Source organism: Pseudochrobactrum kiredjianiae (genome assembly GCF_030362795.1).
Classification (GTDB): Bacteria; Pseudomonadota; Alphaproteobacteria; order Rhizobiales; family Rhizobiaceae; genus Pseudochrobactrum; species Pseudochrobactrum kiredjianiae.
In genome coordinates this window covers 23,713-44,232 of record NZ_JAUCBM010000013.1, presented here as the reverse complement: position 1 = coordinate 44,232, position 20,520 = coordinate 23,713, and the positions used below count along the sequence as shown (strand labels likewise).

At 48.4% G+C, this 20,520-nt stretch carries 19 protein-coding genes; 6 read left to right on the top strand and 13 right to left on the bottom strand.

The features are described from left to right. Positions 1-92: 92 nt before the first annotated feature. Together QUF18_RS17225 and QUF18_RS17220 are read right to left on the bottom strand one after the other, a co-directional pair. Complete coding sequence (locus tag QUF18_RS17225; RefSeq protein WP_289388508.1) at positions 93-698, bottom strand: response regulator transcription factor; 606 nt, start codon at positions 696-698, stop codon at positions 93-95. A gap of 2 nt (positions 699-700) precedes the next feature. Then, entirely contained in the window at positions 701-2,272 is a 1,572-nt protein-coding gene (locus tag QUF18_RS17220) for a sensor histidine kinase (protein ID WP_289388507.1), read from the bottom strand. Between the two features lie 163 nt (positions 2,273-2,435). Here QUF18_RS17220 and QUF18_RS17215 point away from each other — a divergent pair, with 163 nt between their 5' ends. Further along, the gene (locus QUF18_RS17215; protein ID WP_289388506.1) at positions 2,436-2,933 is read left to right on the top strand and encodes a GNAT family N-acetyltransferase; all 498 of its coding nucleotides are present in this window, start codon (positions 2,436-2,438) and stop codon (positions 2,931-2,933) included. Between the two features lie 3 nt (positions 2,934-2,936). Here the strand turns inward: QUF18_RS17215 and QUF18_RS17210 are convergent, their stop codons facing one another. Beyond that, positions 2,937-3,368 carry a GFA family protein gene (locus QUF18_RS17210; protein WP_289388505.1) on the bottom strand — a complete coding sequence of 144 codons (432 nt, stop codon included), beginning with the start codon at positions 3,366-3,368 and terminating at the stop codon, positions 2,937-2,939. Between the two features lie 203 nt (positions 3,369-3,571). Between QUF18_RS17210 and QUF18_RS17205 the strand changes: the two genes are divergently transcribed. After that, positions 3,572-4,441 (top strand): NAD(P)-dependent oxidoreductase, encoded by an 870-nt coding sequence (locus QUF18_RS17205; protein ID WP_289388504.1) that lies wholly within the window; start codon positions 3,572-3,574, stop codon positions 4,439-4,441. Between the two features lie 72 nt (positions 4,442-4,513). Here the strand turns inward: QUF18_RS17205 and QUF18_RS17200 are convergent, their stop codons facing one another. From QUF18_RS17200 to QUF18_RS17180, 5 genes are all read right to left on the bottom strand, one after another. After that, positions 4,514-5,761, bottom strand: coding sequence for an OmpP1/FadL family transporter (locus QUF18_RS17200; protein ID WP_289388503.1), 1,248 nt, complete (start codon positions 5,759-5,761; stop codon positions 4,514-4,516). A gap of 577 nt (positions 5,762-6,338) precedes the next feature. Then, on the bottom strand, positions 6,339-9,071 hold the full coding sequence (locus QUF18_RS17195) for a valine--tRNA ligase (RefSeq protein WP_289388502.1): 2,733 nt from the start codon (positions 9,069-9,071) through the stop codon (positions 6,339-6,341). Between the two features lie 379 nt (positions 9,072-9,450). Next, positions 9,451-9,756 (bottom strand): PopZ family protein, encoded by a 306-nt coding sequence (locus QUF18_RS20525; protein ID WP_374807206.1) that lies wholly within the window; start codon positions 9,754-9,756, stop codon positions 9,451-9,453. A gap of 754 nt (positions 9,757-10,510) precedes the next feature. Next, a complete protein-coding gene (locus QUF18_RS17185; protein WP_452612412.1) occupies positions 10,511-11,875 on the bottom strand; it encodes a TolC family outer membrane protein in 1,365 nt (454 codons plus the stop codon). A 309-nt stretch (positions 11,876-12,184) separates the two neighbouring features. Beyond that, the gene (locus QUF18_RS17180; RefSeq protein ID WP_289388500.1) at positions 12,185-12,853 is read right to left on the bottom strand and encodes a protein-L-isoaspartate O-methyltransferase family protein; all 669 of its coding nucleotides are present in this window, start codon (positions 12,851-12,853) and stop codon (positions 12,185-12,187) included. 507 nt (positions 12,854-13,360) lie between these two features. On the opposite strand from QUF18_RS17180, the gene cml reads away from it, so the two are divergent. Both cml and QUF18_RS17170 read left to right on the top strand, forming a co-directional pair. Continuing rightward, the gene (cml, locus tag QUF18_RS17175) at positions 13,361-14,578 is read left to right on the top strand and encodes a CmlA/FloR family chloramphenicol efflux MFS transporter (RefSeq protein ID WP_289388499.1); all 1,218 of its coding nucleotides are present in this window, start codon (positions 13,361-13,363) and stop codon (positions 14,576-14,578) included. Between the two features lie 105 nt (positions 14,579-14,683). Continuing rightward, positions 14,684-15,079, top strand: a complete 396-nt coding sequence (locus QUF18_RS17170; RefSeq protein ID WP_289388498.1) for a c-type cytochrome — start codon at positions 14,684-14,686, stop codon at positions 15,077-15,079. Here QUF18_RS17170 and QUF18_RS17165 read toward each other — a convergent pair. Further along, positions 15,045-15,491 (bottom strand): acetyltransferase, encoded by a 447-nt coding sequence (locus QUF18_RS17165; RefSeq protein ID WP_289388497.1) that lies wholly within the window; start codon positions 15,489-15,491, stop codon positions 15,045-15,047. The two genes, QUF18_RS17170 and QUF18_RS17165, sit on opposite strands and share 35 nt — an antisense overlap. Before the next feature lie 196 nt (positions 15,492-15,687). Here QUF18_RS17165 and QUF18_RS17160 point away from each other — a divergent pair, with 196 nt between their 5' ends. Beyond that, positions 15,688-16,380, top strand: a complete 693-nt coding sequence (locus QUF18_RS17160) for a glutathione S-transferase (protein WP_289388496.1) — start codon at positions 15,688-15,690, stop codon at positions 16,378-16,380. A 48-nt stretch (positions 16,381-16,428) separates the two neighbouring features. On the opposite strand, the gene QUF18_RS17155 is transcribed toward QUF18_RS17160, so the two are convergent. Continuing rightward, on the bottom strand, positions 16,429-16,659 hold the full coding sequence (locus tag QUF18_RS17155) for a hypothetical protein (protein WP_289388495.1): 231 nt from the start codon (positions 16,657-16,659) through the stop codon (positions 16,429-16,431). A 354-nt stretch (positions 16,660-17,013) separates the two neighbouring features. Here QUF18_RS17155 and QUF18_RS17150 point away from each other — a divergent pair, with 354 nt between their 5' ends. After that, positions 17,014-17,229, top strand: a complete 216-nt coding sequence (locus tag QUF18_RS17150) for a hypothetical protein (protein ID WP_289388494.1) — start codon at positions 17,014-17,016, stop codon at positions 17,227-17,229. Positions 17,230-17,300: 71 nt separating this feature from the next. Here the strand turns inward: QUF18_RS17150 and QUF18_RS17145 are convergent, their stop codons facing one another. From QUF18_RS17145 to QUF18_RS17135, 3 genes are all read right to left on the bottom strand, one after another. After that, on the bottom strand, positions 17,301-17,711 hold the full coding sequence (locus QUF18_RS17145) for a DoxX family protein (protein WP_289388493.1): 411 nt from the start codon (positions 17,709-17,711) through the stop codon (positions 17,301-17,303). 321 nt (positions 17,712-18,032) lie between these two features. After that, positions 18,033-18,491 carry a redox-sensitive transcriptional activator SoxR gene (gene soxR / locus QUF18_RS17140; protein ID WP_289388492.1) on the bottom strand — a complete coding sequence of 153 codons (459 nt, stop codon included), beginning with the start codon at positions 18,489-18,491 and terminating at the stop codon, positions 18,033-18,035. A 72-nt stretch (positions 18,492-18,563) separates the two neighbouring features. Next, positions 18,564-20,315 (bottom strand): amidohydrolase, encoded by a 1,752-nt coding sequence (locus QUF18_RS17135; protein WP_289388491.1) that lies wholly within the window; start codon positions 20,313-20,315, stop codon positions 18,564-18,566. Positions 20,316-20,520 lie beyond the last annotated feature (205 nt).

Sequence of the window (20,520 nt, the reverse complement as noted above, 5' to 3'; positions counted from 1 at the left end):
AAAACCGTTTCACACTTTTCGGGATGCGCTCTAATCTAGTGAAACGCATGAATGTCGGGAATCCGCGATAGTCCTGAACTTTATAGGTAGTATTACGGATGCGCCGTATCATTGCCCGATAATTGCAGCCGTACAAAATCGGCAACCGAACTGGTTTCCAGTTTTTCGGCAATATTTGCACGATGTGCATCGATTGTGCGCACAGAAATATTGAGCGCTGCGGCAATTTCCTTGCTGCCGAAGCCTTTGCATATCAAGTCAAAAATCTCCTGCTCACGGTCGGTCAGTTTAGCCAGCAGTGTTTGCGCTTCAGCCTTTTCCAGAATTTTATCCAGCTTTGCAGAGGCCAAAGCCAGCGCATCCAGCAACACTTGTTCATCGACCGGTTTGGAGAGAAAGTCCAGAATACCGGCCTTGAAAGCACGGCGACAAGCATTGATATCACCATGACCGGTAATCATAATGGCAGGCCAGTCAATACCGCGCTCAAGCAGCTTTTGTTGCAATTGCAACCCGCTTATCATCGGCATACGCAAATCCAGTATCAGACAACCGGGTTTTTGCGGATCAACATGCGCCAGAAAAGTGGCCGGATCGCGAAATGTCTCAACGCGCATATCATAGGTCTGCAAAAGCAAGGACAACGCATCCCTCACCGCTTCATCATCATCAATCAGATAGATATTGAAGTTTTTCATAATCAGACCTTTATTGATGATGTTTCTGCTACAGGCAGCGCAATCGTGAACTCAGCACCGCCCTCAGGCCGGTTGGCCGCGGTGATTTCCCCGTCAATCCGCTCAATCAATGTTGTACAAAGCGCAAGCCCCAGCCCCATACCGCCATTGCGTGTGGTGAAAAACGGCTCAAACAAGCGCGGCAACACATCATCGGCAATGCCACTGCCATTATCGGACACAGTGATCACAAGCTGCCCTTGCCCGCTGCGGGCTGTAACAGAGATCTGCTTGTCTGTTTTCTCCGTTTGAACAAGACTATCGGCGGCATTGCGGATGAGATTATAGAGAACCTGCTCCATTTCCACCGCATCACCCATAATCGCGGGTGTGTTTTTCTCTGTTTGAATAAGCAATGTAATATTGCGCTGCGCAAGGTCAGTGCGCAGCAATTCACTCACATCGCGAATGCTCTGGCTGATATCCATCGGCTTGCGCTGCGGTTCATGATTGCTCATATAGTTACGCATACGCTTTAAAATCTCACCGGCACGGGATGCCTCGCGCACATTGGCCGTCAATGCTTGTTTCAGCAGATCAGGTCGCTCACCGGAAGCCTCAAGGCGCAGTGCTGCCTGACTTTGACTGAGCAATGCCGTGAGTGGCTGCGTCAACTCATGGGCAATCCCCGATGCTAACTCACCCATGGAATTCACCCTCGCCGCATGAGCAAGGCGTGTTTCATGTTCCAGTAATTGTGCTTTTTGTTCAGCTTTTTTGGCCGCTCGCACAGACTGCCATAGTGAATAGGATACCAGTAGCGCCAAAAGCGAGACAACCGCCAGCAAAGCAGTACGCCGCGGGTCAATCATCTCCGACAGCACTATTGGACGACTTAATGTCAAAAGCAGTGGTTGGTTCTGGCTGTCAATCTGCTGCGTATAAACCACCGGCTTCAACAATGACGGTGCGTTCTGAAGAGCGGAGTGCTGCTGCAAAATTGTCTTACCATCAATAGAAAGGCTGAGATCAGCCCAGTCTGGGCGCTCATTTGGTTCAATCATCAGAGCCGGATTAATTGCCATAATAATGGCATAGCCGGGATTGGAATTGTCTGATTTCTTGCCAAGATAATAGCGGTCACCAACTTTATCAGAAAGATAAGTGCGCACCTCACCCGGTTTTTGCCCTGCGATCTGCACAGCAAAAGCACCGGCAATAGTCTCGTGTTCGCTCTCATCAACCATCAGGAACGGTTGTGCGCTTACTCTTGCGCCCTCTCGGGTCAAAAGCATCACATCAATAATGCTGATGCGCGGATAAAACCGGATAATATTGCGCGACACCTGACGCAGGGCATCAACAGGCGGCGGATTGGCTGAGAGGATCAGAGCATTCAGACTGGTCAGATGTGCATCATGTTGCGCTGCCCGCTGTGAAAGCACGCGATGCAATGCCGTGCCAGTCTGCCTTACCTCATCACGTGCCTGATTAATGCTCTGACGGGCTGAATAAGCCACGAACACCAGCATAATCAGCAACCAGATAGCTGCAATTGCCAGATAGGTTTGCCAAGACCGCTTTTTATCCGCCAAACTGCACTCCTGCTTTTACAAGGTTCTAATTAACCTGCTAATCGCTGGCATAATATTTATGTACGCGCAATGCTACTGTTATAAAACGCGATATTCTCTCAATATAGGGATTGAGTTTTCTGCGGCTTCTGCGCCATAAAATATAGCTATTACGGAGAATAAAATGATCAATTTACAGCCAGTTAGCAGAAAAGATGCACAGGAACTGATTGCGGGAAATATTGCCAGCCGCGACCATCATCATCCGTGGATGCGCAACTTCACGGATCAGGTTGGCTTTGAAGAGTGGTTTTGTAATTTGCAGAGCAGTGCATCTCAGGCGCTTGTTGCGCGGGATGCAGACAGCGGCGGGATTGTTGGTGTCTTTACCATCAGTCAAATTTTCATGAAGGCATTCCGTAGTGCCTATCTCGGCTATTACAGCATGGTGGAATTTGCAGGTCGCGGCCTCATGACTGAAGCTCTGAAGCAGACGATCACTTATGGTTTTGATGAAGTCGGGCTGCATCGCATTGAGGCCAATATCCAACCGGATAATCAGCGCTCTATCGCTCTTGTTCAGCGCGCGGGTTTCCACAAAGAGGGCTTTTCCCCGCGCTATCTCTTCATTAACGGTGACTGGCGCGACCATGAACGCTGGGCGATCATCAACGATAAATAACCGTTACTCGCAGCGAATAAATTTCAATACGCCGACATAAGGCGGTCGGTTGGCCGATTGATCATCTGCCGGATGATTAACGCCATCATTGACAATTACTTCATCAAAATCAAACGGGCTGACACCTTCAAGGCAAGCGGCATTAATGCCATATTGCTGAGGGTTGGAACGGCGCTGATGATGGGTGTAAATCCCGCAAACAGAGCAAAAATAATGTTTCGCAGCCTTGGTGTTGAACTGATATAGCGTTAGTGCTTCCTCGCCGCTGGTAATCTCCAAACCACCAACCTGGGCAGAAACCGCCACGGCACCACGCATCCGGCAATAAGAACAGGTGCAACGACGTGCTGTATTCAGCCCGTCAGATAATTTCACCCGAAACTGTACTGTTCCGCAATGACAGGCACCATTTACCACTTCATCGCTCTGATTCATAATTTTGTTCTCCAATCTGTGCTTATAAAAATACTGCAAAACTCCGTGCTGATCTACAGCCTGAGGGCATAGACAATCAGCTGTGATTTAAGTGGTTGCAATCACAATAAAAGTGCCCAGATCGCTCTGTTGCTAAAACCTATATTCTTCCTTACGAATACCATCACAAAACGTATTCAGCAGATTGATGGAATGGGAGAGACATGGCTAAAGTTGCATTTATCGGCCTCGGCGTAATGGGCTATCCGATGGCGGGGCATCTCAGGACTCGCGGTGAGCACGAAGTTACAGTCTATAACCGCACAATTGCCAAAGCACAGGCCTGGGCGCAGGAATTTAAAAGCAGTTTCGCTGCAACCCCTGCTGAAGCCGCTCAGGGACAGGATTACGTTTTCTGCTGTGTCGGTAATGATGACGACCTGCGTGAAGTAACGCTTGGTGAGCATGGTGCATTCCACACGATCAGCAAAGAGGCGATCTTCATCGATAATACAACGGCATCCGCCGAAGTTGCCCGTGAGCTGGATAAAGAGGCGCGCAAGCGCGGCTTCCATTTCATTGATGCGCCGGTTTCCGGTGGTCAGGCTGGTGCTGTGAATGGCGTTCTCACCGTGATGTGCGGTGCAGATGAAGCTGCTTTTGGCAAAGCCAAGCCGGTTATTTCTGCCTATGCCCGCTCGGTTGGTTTAATGGGCGCTGTCGGTAATGGCCAGCTTGCCAAAATGATGAACCAGATTTGCATTGCCGGTATTGTGCAGGGGTTGGCAGAAGCCATTCACTTCGGCAAATGCGCAGGTCTTGATATTCAGACGGTTATTGATGTGCTTTCCAAAGGTGCTGCTGGTTCATGGCAGATGGAAAACCGCACACCAACCATGATCAAGGGTGAATATGAGTTCGGATTTGCCGCAGACTGGATGCGCAAAGACCTGAAAATCTGCCTTGAAGAAGCCGACCGCAATGGCGCCACATTGGCTCTGACTGCTTTGGTGGACCAGTATTATAAGGATGTGCAGAAGCTTGGTGGCGGCCGCTGGGATACATCATCCCTGCTCGCTCGTCTGGAGAAATAAGCAGCTAAATACTCATTTAAAAAGGCGCTGTGATCACCACAATCACAGCGCCTTTTTTATCTGATTATCAGATCAGAAACGGTATTTTGCCGAAAGTGTCATACCACCAACAACGTCTGTGCCAAAATCCGCTTTTGAACCGGTTGGATTTGATGTGCCGTCACCGTTTTTTGTACTATCCAAAGTACCCGATGTGAGTACACCAACGGCACCAGCAAGGCGGAATTCAAGGTGCTCAGTTGCTTTATAATTAGCGCCTAATCCGAGCAACCAAACATCTGTTTGTGATGTCAGGCCAGTTGAAGTTCCACGATCCCAGGTTACAGTTGCTGCACCAGACCATTGATCATTAAACTTATGGCCAACACCACCCGTGACTGTCCAACCGTCTTTGTAATACAGATCAAGCGAGGTAACCTCAGAACCTACAGGAAATTTCCCCATCAAAAACGGATCAGTTCCCGAATTTAGAAAGCTGACTTTGGTGATGCTTTTCCAGTCCGTCCACTTGACCGAAGCCAGAGCTAACCAGTCAGGTGCAATACCAGTTTGGAATTTGAATTCAACGGACTGCGGAGTTGCCACTGAGCCGCGTACAGGTGTTGTAAAACTGATTGGAGAGCCGATAGGTGCTACATTAACTTCACCATCGAGATCATAACTGACCTTGGATTGGTAAACGAGGCTCGCACGCAGTGCTATTTCCGGAATTTCATAAGCGGCACCCAACCGCCAGCCAAAAGCACTATCATCAACATCTAACTTACTATTTGCAAAAGTCGAAGCTGAAAGTGCTGATACCTTGGTTTGCTTACCTTTTAGCTCCTGATAGCTCACACCACCAAGAATACGAAAGAAGCCTTTCTCACCTGCTGCAAAACGGTAAGAACAGTTCAAACCATAATCGTTAGAAGAAATTTTCTGCGTTATCGAACTAAACATTCGCGCATTATTGATACCAGAATCCGTATCAATTCCCCAAGGCTGACGATATTGTGCAGCACAGGCGAGGTCATCGGTCAGCTGAAATTTTGCTGAAACTTTTGGTACCCAGTAAGATTTACCTTCGTCAACTTCTGTTTCAAAAGGTTTACCGTAATTTTGATCCTGCACAGGATTTATAGGACCGAGCCCAGACCGAATATTTTTCAGCTTTCGCTGCGGTGTAACAAATGTCGCTCCTGTTTCAACCACATTACCGTCTTCAAACAGAATATCGAAATCCTGAGAACTGCGTTCCAGACCACCGGCATGTGCAGTCAATATTCCCCCAGATAATGCCAGTGAAACAGCAGAAAATTTCAATGCAGTTTTAAGCATAGTGTCCCTCGATTTTTATACTTAATTTTGACGTGAGCGTAACATGCCGAATAGGTTCTGCAAGGCCAAGAAACAGCTAGCGAACTGACGGTTCGTTTTCGCTTTCCCCAAAAAGCGAAAATTTGGCTGCGCTGCGAAGATTTTTTGTGTTTCATCGCGAAAAACACTCGATGAAATGCCAATTTTTGCCAGTTTCGCTTCCCCAAACACACCCTGTGTTAAAAATATCACGCAAAAACGACAATCGCTTATTATTGTCCTGAAATCATAATATTCGACCCCAAACACATATATCGAGCTTTGCAATAGCCTGATTTCATGACGCTTCCCATCAGCGAAATTACAGATATTTCGCTTCAAAAGCTACTGTGTTTTTAAATTAATATAAAAAATTCATATAGTTAGAGAACTCAAAAATATCATACAGAATCAATGAGATTTCAGACTTACCGATTTCATGCGGATTGCAGCCAAACTCTGACCGGAATTTGTTTCAAAAGCAGGATAAAACAATTCCGCCCTCAAACTTATCTGGTTCAAGGGCGGAACAATTATTCAGCGAAGTGCGATGGCAGGCTTACTCAGCATCTTTCAGGCGCTGCTGAGCGACAGCAATCTTGCTCTGTGCTTCCTGCAATTCTTTGAGACGGGCGCGATCAGCTTCCACCACTTCCGGCTTGGCATTGGCAACAAACTTCTCATTCGAGAGTTTCTTGTTGATTTTTTCCATTTCCGCTGCCAGCTTGCCGTTTTCTTTCTCAAGGCGCGCCATTTCAGCATCAAGATCAATCAGGCTGCCAAGCGGCATGCAATAAGTCGCCTCGCCCACAACCAGCTGTGCAGAGCCTTTTGGCGCCGCATCGGACAGGCTGATATCAGCAACACGCGACAGACGTTTGATCGCTGCATCATGATGTGCAAGACGCTCTTTCGTCAGATCATTGGCTTCCAGAACCGCAAGCGGTGCCTGCGCTGATGGCGGAACATTCATCTCGGAGCGAACGGAACGAATACCGCTCACCAACTCGATCAGCCAGTTAATGTCATCCGCTGCGGATGCATCTTCAAAGCTCAATTCCGGCCATGGTGCATGTGCAAGCAGCGTTTCACGGCTCTGGCCTTCACCGGCCGTCAGGCTCCACAGTTCTTCTGTCATGAACGGCATAAACGGATGCAGCAGCTTGTAGATTTCATCCAGACAATAAGCAGCACAAGCCTGCGCTTCACGCTTTGCATCTTCATCATCGCCCATGAAAATAGGCTTGAGAAGTTCCAGATACCAATCACAGAACTGGTTCCAGACAAAGCGATAGGCTGAACCCGCCGCATCATTATAGCGGTAAGTTGTGATACCTTCGGTAATCGCTTTTGTTGCCCGTGTCAGTTCGGTCAAAATCCAGCGATTGACGGCCAGCTTAGCATCTTCCGGTTTGAAATCCGGATTGCGCGTTACACCATTCATCTGCGCAAAGCGCGTCGCATTCCACAGCTTGGTACCAAAATTCCGGTAACCGGCAATACGTGCCGGATCAAGCTTCACGTCACGTCCCTGCGCTGCCATGATTGCCAGCGAGAAACGCAGCGCATCGGCACCATATTCATCAATCAGATCAAGCGGATTGATAACATTGCCTTTGGACTTCGACATTTTCGCGCCGTTCTTATCACGCACGAGTGCGTGAACATAAACGGTGTGGAACGGCTCTTCTTTCATGAAGTGCAGACCCATCATCATCATGCGGGCAACCCAGAAGAAGATGATGTCGAAACCGGTTACCAGAACATCAGTCTGATAATAGGTGTCGAGTTCAGGTGTTTTGTCCGGCCAGCCAAGGGTCGAGAACGGCCACAGAGCCGACGAGAACCATGTATCGAGAACGTCGCAATCACGGGTAATTTCTGTTGGCGCACCATAATGCTTCTCGGCAGCAGCAACAGCTTCAGCCTCGGACTTCTCAACGAAGATCGTGCCATCAGGGCCGTACCATGCAGGGATCTGATGTCCCCACCAAAGCTGGCGGGAAATACACCAAGGCTGAATGTTTTCCATCCAGTCATAATAGGTTTTTTCCCATGTTTTAGGCACGATCGCTGTACGGCCTTCGCGAACAGAAGCAATCGCCGGCTTAGCCATTTCAGCAGCATTTACATACCACTGGTCAGTCAGCAACGGCTCAATCGGCACGCCACCACGGTCGCCATGTGGCACCATATGTGTGTGATCTTCGATCTTTTCGAGATAGCCACCCTCATCCATCATTTCAACGATGGCTTTGCGCGCCTTAAAGCGGTCTTCATCATGGAAGCGCTCTACCAAAGCATCAAGCTCAGCGGATGCAGTCAGACCTTCCGCAAAATCTTCATTGTCTTTCAGAAGAATTTTAGCTTCCGGCGACATGATATTGATTTTACGTAAGTTATTACGCTTGCCAACTTCAGCATCATTAAAATCATGTGCAGGGGTAATCTTTACCGCACCGGAGCCGGATTCAGGATCAGCATAATCGTCGCCAACAATCGGCAGTGAACGGCCAACGAGCGGCAGAATAGCATTCTTGCCAATACGTGCCTGATAGCGAGGGTCTTCCGGATTAACCGCAATACCACTATCGCCCAGCATAGTTTCAGGGCGTGTTGTGGCAACAACGATATAAGTATCCGGGTTTTCGGCATCAAAAGCCACACCTTCCAGCGGATAGCGGAAGTGCCAGAGATTACCTTTGATCTCGCGCTGCTCAACTTCGATATCCGAAATCGCGGTCTGCAATTTAGGATCCCAGTTGACCAGACGCTTATCTTTATAGATCAGGCCTTCTTTGTAGAGCGTTACGAAAACTTCGAGAACAGCTTTCGACAGGCCTTCATCCATGGTGAAGCGCTCGCGCGACCAGTCACAGGACGCACCGAGGCGACGCAGCTGATTGAAAATCAGACCGCCGGATTCTTCTTTCCACTGCCAGATACGCTCAACGAATTTCTCACGTCCCATAACATGACGGTTCGGCTCTTGCCGTTCCATCAACTGGCGTTCAACAACCATCTGCGTTGCAATACCGGCATGATCCATACCTGGCTGCCACAGCACATTCTTGCCGCGCATGCGCTCAAAGCGCACCATGATGTCCTGAATTGTATTGTTGAGCGCGTGGCCCATATGCAGAGAACCGGTAACATTCGGCGGCGGAATCACCACCGCAAACGGATCCGCACCAGGCTTGGAACCGGCACCGGCTTTAAAAGCCTCGGCTTTTTCCCAAAGTTCAGCAATTTTTGGCTCTGTGGCCGCGGAATCGTAGGTTTTCTCTAACATAAAAACTCTGTCTCTTTATATGAAGGCAAGCAGTATGAAGCGTATGCTACGCGCCGCCTCAGGCAGGCATAATCATATATTCATAACGGACAAGACTCTTTGAGCGTTTCAAAGCAAGTTTAAAACAAAGAATCAAGACTGGCTGCATGCCTCACATTGCAAATCACGATATTTCTATAATCTATATAGGGTGACTGTTGCCATAAAAATAGCCCCGTCTACAGCGGCAGCGGGGCTAGAGCGGTTTACGTTCATGTCGGATCGCAGTGCTCGCGTCTCAATTCTTTAGAAAGCCGCATTATCCCGGACTGTCTAAGTTGATCCAACTTGACTGTGAAATGCTCTATAATTCTTTATATTGACCGCAAAGTCACATGTCTTAACCGCGACGAACAACCCGTTCGATTTCTTCACGGACAAGGCGCTCAACAAGTGGCGGCAGATTGGTATCCAGCCATTCCTGTAACATCGGGCGCAACATCGCTTCCATTTTATCATTCAGCAGACGCTTCTGCTCTTCAAGCAGAGCCTGACTAAGGCTACCAAATGACGCCGCAACATGCTGCTCTGCGGCCTGCGAAATCAATGGCTTGTCCTCTGAAGAGACAGAGAACTTGTGCGCTACAGTTTCAGTTCTGTTTTCTGACACTGGTGCTGCCTCTTCTTTTGTGGTTGGCTGGGTCATCGGAACAACCCGCTTTTCAGCCACCTGCATAAGAAGTGCCTCGGACATTTTTATGGCATCACTGTTCGGCTGCTCAGCAACAGCATTCACAACCGGTGGCACCGGCGGGTTGACTGTAGCAATCCGCACATGCGCAACATTGCGTTCATGGATTTCAGCACGCGTTGCTTCCGGCATTTGCTGCTCGCTGATACTGCCGCGTAAAACTGCATCTAATGAGAAAGATGGCGCAGCAGCCTGTGCTGTAGTCTGGATAGTTTCAACAGCCAGCGCGCGCGGAAACTGGGTGACCTCACCGCGACGTTCTTCTGTCACAGGTTCAGGCGCTTTTGGTGTAGCTGTCAGCTCCGCAGTGACCTGCTTGGAAACATCACTGTCTTCAATAATTCTGCGGATGGAAGCCAGAATTTCTTCCATGGATGGTTCACGTGTTGCGCTGGAAGTCTGTGCCATATCGTGCAGCATCCTTTGTCTGGCGCATAATTACGGGAGAACTTTTCAGCTATTGCTGTTCGCCTCACCGGCTATGCGTAAAAATTCTTCAATTTCAAAATTCAACGAATCTTATGCCTAAACTACAGAAGCATTGGTGATTTGAGAATCCCCGCAGGCGCTGTTCAGGCGTAAAACACAGATTTCTTAAGTGATTTTTAACTTTTAGACATTTCTGAAATATACCAGCCATCTCTTAATGGCAAAAAACAAAAAAAGCGACGCATTGAGCGCCGCTTTTTAAATACTATAAACCAAATGATTAACGGCCATCCGGCGTACGCAAACCAATCCATTTATCTTTCACAGCTTCATAATGCTGCTCAGGCTTATATTCTGCAACCTGCAAGCCGATTTGAGTGGCAGTTAGACGCCCGACGGATGAAAGCACCGCATAGCTTGCAACAACAACATCACGTTCAGCCTGAACCTGCTGAATCTGAATATCGACCAGATCATTCTGCGCGTTCAACACATCGAGTGTTGTACGCTGGCCGACATTGCGTTCTTCAACCACGCCGTCCAATGCTAGGCGTGCCGCTGCAATACCATCACGGAATGCAGAAAGAGAAGCCTTTGATGCTTCAAGCTGCGACCATGAAGAGGCAACGGCTGCGCGTACCTGATCTTGAATCACATCAATTTCGATGCGTGCCTGACCAAGCTGTTCCTTGGATTTACGCACAGTGGCGGAGTTTTTACCACCGGAATAAATTGGTACAGTTACGCCAACCCCGATCGAAGCAGAGTTGCCGTCACCAGCCATCGGCAGACCTGAATAAACAGTGGAATGCGAAGCGGAAGCTGTGAGCCCCACAGTTGGCAGCAATGCGCCCTCTTTCGCTTTCACGTTATGGCCGGCAGCGTCCATAGCATATTGTGTTGCCTTAATGCCCGGATGAGCGGCTTCAGCAATCGCATAGGCCTGAGCAATGCTTTTTGGCAGGGATTTACCAGCAGGCTTTGCTGTCTGTAACTTATCCGGCGATGAACCGGTAACCTGACGATAAACCGCTTCGGCAGACTTTACGTTAGCAAGAGCTGCATTGAGCTGAGCGACAGCAGATGACCGTTGTGCGTCAGCCTGTGCCACATCTGTACGTGTACCTTCACCAACATCAAGACGTGCTTTTGCAGCACGTACCTGTTCGTTCAATGCGGCAAGATTTTTCTGGCGCAGAGAAGCGATCTGGCGATTCTGGTACACATCCATATAGGCTTGCACAGCTTCGAACAGACGGTTCTGTTCATTATTGCGAAGATTTTCACGCTGGGCGAATACGTTACTTTCGGCCGCCGCCACGTTGTTTTTTGTTTGGAAACCATCAAACAAAGTCTGGTTAAGCTGAATGCCAACTTCACCTGTAGTTGAGTACAAATCTCTCGTACCATCGCGGCTGCGACCATATTTATATGTGCCGTTCAAAGTCGGACGGTAACCGGATTTGGCAATTGCAACATCTTCATCAACGGCGCGAAGACCCGCGCGGGACGAATTCAGTGCAGCATTATTATGATACGCTTTTTGCATTGCACCAAACAGCGTTTCCGCCATAACAGGTGCCGGTGCGAGTACCGTGCTCGCTAAGAGTGCAACAGCTAAAACCTGTTTGCTGAAATTGACCACGGTTTACCCCATACAATTCGAATCAAAATTCCCAAACTCATTCGGGTATTTGCTAATAACGGGTAAAAATCGGATTTTCCACCCGTCAGGCTAACTCATTAATAAACAAATTGTTATTGTTGCCAAAACAACAATTAGCGATCTGCTCTATTTTGCACAATTTTGCGCTCCGTAAGTTGCAAATCGTATTTTCAGCCTTTGAAACATATCAGTTTATCCGGAGATTTTAAGCTCAAATATCCGTAATAAACAAAAAGCCTGCCTGATAATTCTCGGGCAGGCTTTTTTTGTCAATCTGGTGCAGACTAATCAGAACACAAATTCAGCTGTGCGACGGAAGCCCGGCAGCAATTTAACGGCAGCATTAAAGACGCCACGGCGAGAAATAATACCGTCTTCTTTAACATAAATATGCGCAACGCCCATATTGCCCTGCCCTTCGATTGCAACCAGACGGCCGCCATCTTTAAGCTGTGCCTGCAATGCTTCCGGAACAAAATCCACAGCACCTTCAATGATGATAACATCAAATGGTGCTTCTTTGGCATAACCGGCAGTCAGTTCACCGGTAACGACAACAACATTATCACAGCCGAGTGTCTGGAGTTTTTCAGTCGCAATAGCAACAAAATCCGGATTGCTTTCAAGAGCGATCACGGAGCTTGCCAATTGGGAGAGAACGGCAGTCAGATAGCCTGTGCCACAACCGACATCCAGAACCACATCCTGCTTCTTCACCAAAGCAAGCTGCACCAAACGCGCAGCCGGTGAAGGTTCCATCAGATAACGTACGCCTTCAGCTGTTTCTGCCAGAACCTGATCTTCATCAATATAGGCCAGTTCACGGCGATGCGCAGGCACAAATTCTTCACGCGGAACTGCCAGAAAAGCATCCAGAACAGCAAGATCCGTCACATCCGTTGTGCGGATCTGCGTATCAACCATATTAATACGAAGCTCGCGGAAATCGGCTGTCATAGCCCTAAACCTTTCCTGTGCATCTGATGCACGTCATAATCTCAATCTCACATCGCAGCATTTGCCTGACAGGACTTACAATAGCACCGCAACATTCTGCAATAAACACAGACGCATTATACAGGGATCATCCTGCGCTTCTATGAAAATCATTTGCGCTGATTTGGCAAAAATACACCGTCCAGTCAATCAAAGACCGACATTCTTCCTGCGATCATAGTGCCGCATGGCTGAGAAGCCACTCACAATTGCGTTTATCAGCATACTGACAGGTCGTAATCCATTTCTGAAGGTTTGACCTGCAATTGCCCCGCTTTGACAATTTGCAGAGAAAATTTTAAACAGCAATCATTATGGGAAAAGTCGAATCCGCAACCCGTCAGCCGTAAATTTTATCATCTGAAGAAAATTTACGGCGTAACATTCAGAACCCTGCTCTGCCGGTTGTTTTAAACACCGTGGCGGATGATGTTCTCTATGCATGCCACATTCATGTGGATTCAACTCATGTCTTCTTACAAAAGTAAGCCTATGCAACCCGCAGAGGGAAGTCTGCCGGTGCAATGGCGCTTTACACTTAGTGCTGCTCTGTTTTTGATGGTGCCGTTTGACCTTTTGGCGTCTATGGGCATGGATATTTACCTGCCTGTTGTGCCGCATATGTCGCAAGCGCTGCAAACCAACCCCGCTATGATACAGCTCACACTCAGCCTCTATTTGTTACTGCTCGGCACAGGTCAGCTGATCTTCGGCCCTCTGTCAGACAAATTCGGACGCAGACCGGTTCTGCTCGGTGGTGCATTTGCGTTTACCGCTGCGTCTGCGGGGCTGGCGATGAGTAGCTCTGCCAATCTGTTTCTTGTCTTGCGTCTCATTCAGGCGGCAGGGGCTGCGGCTATGCTGGTGGCAACTTTTGCGACTGTGCGTGATGTTTATGCGGAGCGACCGGAAAGTGCAGTGATTTACAGTCTGTTCGGTTCAATGCTGGCATTTGTACCGGCACTGGCACCGTTGCTCGGCGCCTTGCTGGACATTCAGTTCGGCTGGCGCAGTATTTTTTGGCTGCTGGCAGCATTGGGGGCACTTGCCGGTCTCCATGCTGCATGGCGCTGGCCGGAAACGCGGATTGTAACCCGTGAAGAACAGCAAGGGAAGCTGCGCACAATCCTCTCCAATCGTCAGTTCTGGACTTATACAATGGGCTTCAGTACGGCGATGGGCGCGTTTTTTGTTTATTTTTCAACGGCACCGCGCTTGCTGATCGATAGACTTGGCCTGTCTACCGTCACATTTAGTCTGTGTTTTGCAAGCATCGCCATTGTGATGGTGATCTTCGCTCGTTTTGCCGGTAATTACACCAAATGGTGGGGACTACGCGGCACTTTAAGGCGCGGTGTCTTGCTGATTATGAGCGGTGGTATTTTGCTGTTCTTTGCAGGATGGGTCACAGAGCTGAATGTGGTGGCATTCATTCTGATTATGTGGATCGTAGCGGCAGGCATCGCATTGACTTGCTCTGTTACGGCCAATGGCGCGCTCAAAGCCTTTGGCGATTATGCCGGAATGGCTACAGCAATCTATTATTGCATTGAAAGTCTGGTGGTCAGCATTGGCGGAACCGTCGCAGTTCTGCTTCTCGGTGGTGATACAGTGCTGCCTCTTGTGGCCTATTGTGTAGTCTCTGCATTGCTAACTCTGGTACTGACAATGGGACAGAAAAACTAACACCAAACGGCACCGGTACACAGCAGCCTTACCGGTGCCGCATTGCAGCTATTGCTGATCGTGCGTAAAGCAAGCCAACAGATTTATGACTGACTGGTACCTGCAATGTTTCGCGCTTTAAAAACTTCAATCCTTATTCTTGCTCTGCTGGCACCTGTTCCAGTTCTGGCAGATGGCGATGTGAAGAATGGCGAGAAAATTTATAAGAAATGCTATTTTTGTCATACCCTGAACCAGCCAACCAACCGGATGGGGCCTCACCTGATGGATATTCAGGGACGCGAGGCTGGCTCGATAGAAGGCTTTGTCTATTCAGATGCTTTGAGGCAGGCCGGTGAAAATGGCCTGATCTGGAATGATGCAACCCTCAAAGAGTTTCTGACATCCCCAAAAACCATGGTTCCGGGAACCAGTATGCGTTTTTGGGGACTATGGGAGAGTCAGATTGATGATTTGCTGGCCTATCTCAGCAGCAAGTCTCAGGCTGCGCCAAGTGAATAATAGGGAAGGGCTTGCCCTCACTGTCTGTCTCTGAGCGGCCGGTTTGGACAAAACCATATTTCAGATAGAACCCCACCGCTAACGGGTTCTGCTCGTTCACATCCACGGCAAGACGCCCTTTCAGGCTATGTGCATGGTCTAGCAAGGCACGTCCAATGCCCTGCCCTTTAACGGCCGGATCAACAAACAGCATTTCCACTTTGTTTTCAGACAGGCCGATAAAACCGGTCAGTGCGCCTTGTGCATCTTCTGCAACCCAGACTTCAACGGCAGGCAGATATGTATCCCGTACAAGCGGCTCATAATGCTCGATATCGGCCACAGTTAGGAAATCATGGGTTGCCTCAACGGCGGCGCGCCAAATCTCGGTTAGTCTGTGGCGATCATTTGAAACAAAAGGTCTGATATGCATAAATTTTATCCGTCATTCTCGAAACTGCACGGGAATACACGAGAGCATTCTGCCGGTTCACGTTTCCCTGTCATTGCTCTGATTTTATAAGGTTTTGTCAGGTTTGCATTATTTTTTGCTACAGATCACTGTTTTTTCTATACCGGACACGTATTTCATGGAATGACTGTTGCATCGGCAGCAGGACAAATATTCGATGTACACACTATATATCGCCAATAAAAACTACTCCACATGGTCACTCCGGCCATGGCTCTTGATGACGCAGCTCAAAATCCCTTTTGAAGAAATGCTGATCCCGTTCGGCAGTGCTGACTGGAACAAAAATCCGTCACCAACCGGTCAGGTGCCTTGCCTGTCCGATCAGCAAAGTGATGGCAGTGTAATTTCAGTCTGGGATTCTCTCGCCATAACCGAATATGTAGCGGATGAGTATCCGCAGGTTTGGCCGCAGGACAAAAAAGTCAAAGCATGGGCACGCTGTGCGACAGCTGAAATGCATTCAGGCTTTCATACATTGCGTAGCATTTGTACCAATAATATCGGTTTGCGCATTGATATTAGCACGAAAATGGAGCCTGCTCTGCTCAAAGATATCAATCGTATTGAGCAGCTTTGGACTGAAGGTCTGGATAAATTTGGCGGGCCGTTTCTGGCCGGTGAAAAATTCACTGCTGTCGATGCCTTTTTTGCACCGGTAGTCTTCCGTTTCCAGTCTTATGGCATCAAACTCGGCGATAAAGCAGCAAAATATGCCGACCATCTGCGTAACCTGCCTGCTATGCAGGATTGGTATCAGGCAAGCCTTGCCGAAACATGGCGCGATGAGCCACATGAAGCCGATGCCCGCAATGCGGGACCTTGGCTTCAGGATCTCAGAGCTATTTGATTTTGCCCTGCATCATGCAGCGATCACACAGGATTGCTGCATGATGTGTCAAATTTCTCCGACATCGATTGATGCGTTGAAACCCTCAAAGCGCCAGACCACCTGTGCAATGGATTTATCGTAAGGATTATAATCCGACCGCGCCCGCAAAAAGCGCTTTTGCAATAAAACAACATTAGAAATCAGCGGCACATGAAATTGCTGCCAGCCGGTTTCATGACGATGCGATACAACCCAGCAGTTTAAAACCATATTACCATCAGGTGAATAGCCGAGCAAATACGGCTCCACCATCCAGCGAAGTGATTTATAAATAAAACGAATTTGCCTTCTCTGCCTTATAGCATCACAGAGTATTGGAAATGCCAACATGCGGTTCCCTCCCGCTAACGCGGACGCAATGGCAGAAAATGACGGTAATATCAATATAAACTACGTCAAATCAGACTATAGTTGAATTAAATATTCAATTTAAATATCAGTAATTTAAGTAATTCAAATGTCTTGATTGCGACAAAATTCAAGAAAAAACACTTAAACGTGAATAAAAGCAATAAGATTGCAATTCTTTTAATGCTCTATAGACTTTAAAGAACACCCAGTGAAACTGGTTTTAGCAAAAGGGAGCGCACCATGATTTTTAAAATGACAACGCTTATTGTGTCGCTCTTGGTGATCGGTCTTCCACTTTCAGTTGTAATTGCGGCTTATGCTGAGAGGAAATATCTGGAAAGCCAGTCCGGCGCTCAATATGCTGAAATCAAAGCCTTCGGGGTCTGGATCGTGGCATTGATCACAATTTTCAGTATCTCATTGTTTTTCATTAATATTCTGGCCTCTTACATTTAACTGACTTTCTTCGCAGGTAAGATTGCCACTCTCCGGAATAAGCTATGGCCGAAGAGTGATCTGTCGTCAGCCTAAAGCATGCGCTGTCTTTGACGAAAATAGATAGCATAGACAGCCAATCCGCCGATGACGGATATATGCTCAAGCGCAACGGTCACGTCACGGAATGCCTCTTCTCCCTGCTTCGCCCAGAACGGATGCGCGACCGGCACCGTCAGGATAGTAAAGACGGCCAAAGCACCTGTGGCGAGCCATACACCTTTGTTACAGATAATCATCAGCGATGCACCGATCTGAAGGATCAGGGTAGCGATATTATAGGCCCAACCTGGTTGCAGGCCGAAATCATCCATAATGCCTGCGCTGGCTGTAAAATCGAATAATTTACCCAGCCCGCTTGTCCAGAAAACCAGTGTCAGCAAAATGCGTGCCAAAACGTCGAACCACTGCGCATCCAGTATCCTTGTAATCATAACCGGCATTTCATCACCCTGTATGGCCTGTGAGGCGCATAGTTTTTATGATGTTGAAATGTGCAGTAGATTGAGCGGCAGCAGCAGCCGGTTTTATATCGGTTCCATATTTATTCATGTCGGCTCTCCAAAAGCGTTTAAAACGCCAAGATCCCTTCGCGATCACATGAATTCACCGGTTTTTACCCGTGCGTAAAATCATGTGACACTTCAAAAAGAATGCCTGCGACAACCACCTATTTGACAGGTTGTCACAATCACCGACATGCTTATAGAACCTCAACCAAAGCTGAGGTCAAGCAATAATTATAAAAACCTTTCTTCGTCAATTCAGAGTTTCTTAGGCACTAAACGTTGCGGTCCTGCTCCTTCCTGTCCCAGCCGGTCATCAGGATTACGCAAAGGACAATCCGCCAGTGAAAGACAGCCACAACCGATGCAAGTGGATATCTGATCCCTCAGCTGCATCAGGCTGATAATGCGCTCTTCCAGCATATCTTTCCATGTATTGGTAAATTGCCGCCAGTCACGTGCGGTCGGCACATGGTCGTGCGGCAAGTCCCTCAGCGCATCATGAATAATAGCGAGCGATATCCCTGCCCGCTGCGCAATCCGTATAATTGCAATACGACGCAGCACTGCCCGATGATAACGCCGCTGATTACCGGCTGTACGCCAACCCGCGATCAGTTCTTTAGCTTCATAAAAATGGATTGTGGAAACCGGAATACCGCTGCGGCGGGCAACATCCCCCACCGTCAGCGTATCTTTAAGTTTGCCGGAATTCATAGTCATACCTCAATTATAGCTGAGGTATGACTATATCAAAATATTTGACAAAAACAGATACTCGCGAAAATATCAGGCTGAATAGCGCTGCTCACCAGCCATCCATGTTTCACTCACTTTGATCTTACCAATATCTTGAACACCGCTGGTCGGGTCTTGTTCCAGAATAGCGAAATCCGCATATTTCCCGACTTCAACACTGCCGACCTTATCATCCATATGGCAATGCCATGCGGCATCAATCGTTACAGCGCGCAAAGCTGCATCTGCTGAAATACATTCATCGGAATAAAAAATGCCGCCGCCTTCATGCATGATACGCCTCACGGCATCCTGCATATACCGCAATGGTTCAATCGGTGTCACACTCCAGTCGGAGTGCAGAGAAATCCGCAGCCCTGCCGCCAAAGCAGAAGCGCAAGGATCATAATATTTTGCCCGCTCCGGCCCTAAAATACGATCCCGGAATGCTTTGCCCCACCACCGCACATGGCCAATCAAAAAGGATGGTGACAGACCCAGCCGCACCATTTTCTCCATCTGCTCCGGATGGAACACACTGCAATGCTCAATCCGGTGTCGCAGATCATTGGTACCCGTACCCTGCAACACGGTCTGATAGGCTTCAATCACCGTATCAATCGCCGCATCGCCATTCGCATGCACGCCAACCTGCCAGCCGCCGTTATGCGCCCGACGGATCACTTCAGTTATTTGTTCCAGACTGTAATTGAGTGTGCCGCGTGTATTTTTGCCGAGATAATTCTCGCGCTGATAGCCGGTTTCCGCCTGATTGGAGCCATCCGCCCAAGCCTTGATACCATCGATACGGAACAGATCATTGCCATGGCCGGGTTTGATGCCGAGTTTGTCCCACTCATCCATCAATGTGGAAATCAGCATGCCTCGATAGCGCACCGGTGGATTGTCAGCCATCACCGCATCAAGCAGAGCAATGTCATTCGTGCCGGACAACATGCCGATGCTGCAATCATGCAAACTGGTGCAGCCAACGGATGCGGCATGATTGAACAAGTTGCGGATACGCCTCTGAATTTCCTGCGCTGTAGGCTGTGGCATTTTTTCAATAAACGGCTCTTGCGCCGCGCTTTCTTCCAGCCTGCCACTCAGCTTACCATTGGCATCGCGCACAAATCGTGCGCCTGACGGGTCTTTTATTGCTTCTGTAACGCCGGATAGTTTCATTGCAAAACTATTCGCATAGGCAATATGACCATTACTCTCGATCATGAAAAACGGATTATTGGGCGCCAGAGCATCCAGTTCTGCCAAAGTCGGCGGCCGTGCCTCCAGCGTAATACTCGGATCAAAATTCTTTGCACGAATCCAATCTCCCGCCTTGGCTTTTGCTGCTCCCTGCCGCAACTGCGTCCAAACCTCTGCAAAACTCGGTGTTGCCATCGGGCTGACATCAATCCAGTCATCCAGCACCACAAATGTTGAATGCATATGCGGATCAATCAAACCTGGCGTCAGTGTGCGCCCCTGAAGGTCAATTATCCGCGTTTGGGCGCCACTCAGCGCCTGCATATCATCCGCCTTGCCGACACCGATAATCGTATCGCCGCGAATGGCGACTGCCTCTGCACGGGCATTATCCTTATTGACGGTGAGAATTGTACCGCCTTTAAAAATGATATCGGCGGGGCCTTCAGTCGGTGAAGCAGCCAGCGCAGAACCTCTGGTCAGAAGTGGTGCAGCAAAAACCGATGTTGCTGCCACGCCCATATATTTCAGAAAATTACGCCTTGAAGCTGCATTTTTAAGAATGGCGGTTACTGCGGGATTACAGGCTAAACACATCAGATATTCCCTTTGTAAGGACGATTGAATGCCGGATTATTCCTGATTGCAATGTAAAACTATGAGAAAGAAAAGCAGTGAAAATGCAAATTTAAAAATCAGAATAAGTTCAGAGAACGAATTTATAAAAAGCACTTCAATATACATAAACGCATTTTGACCAGAACAGCAATATTCAATTACTAGTTTTTATTGTTATTATAAG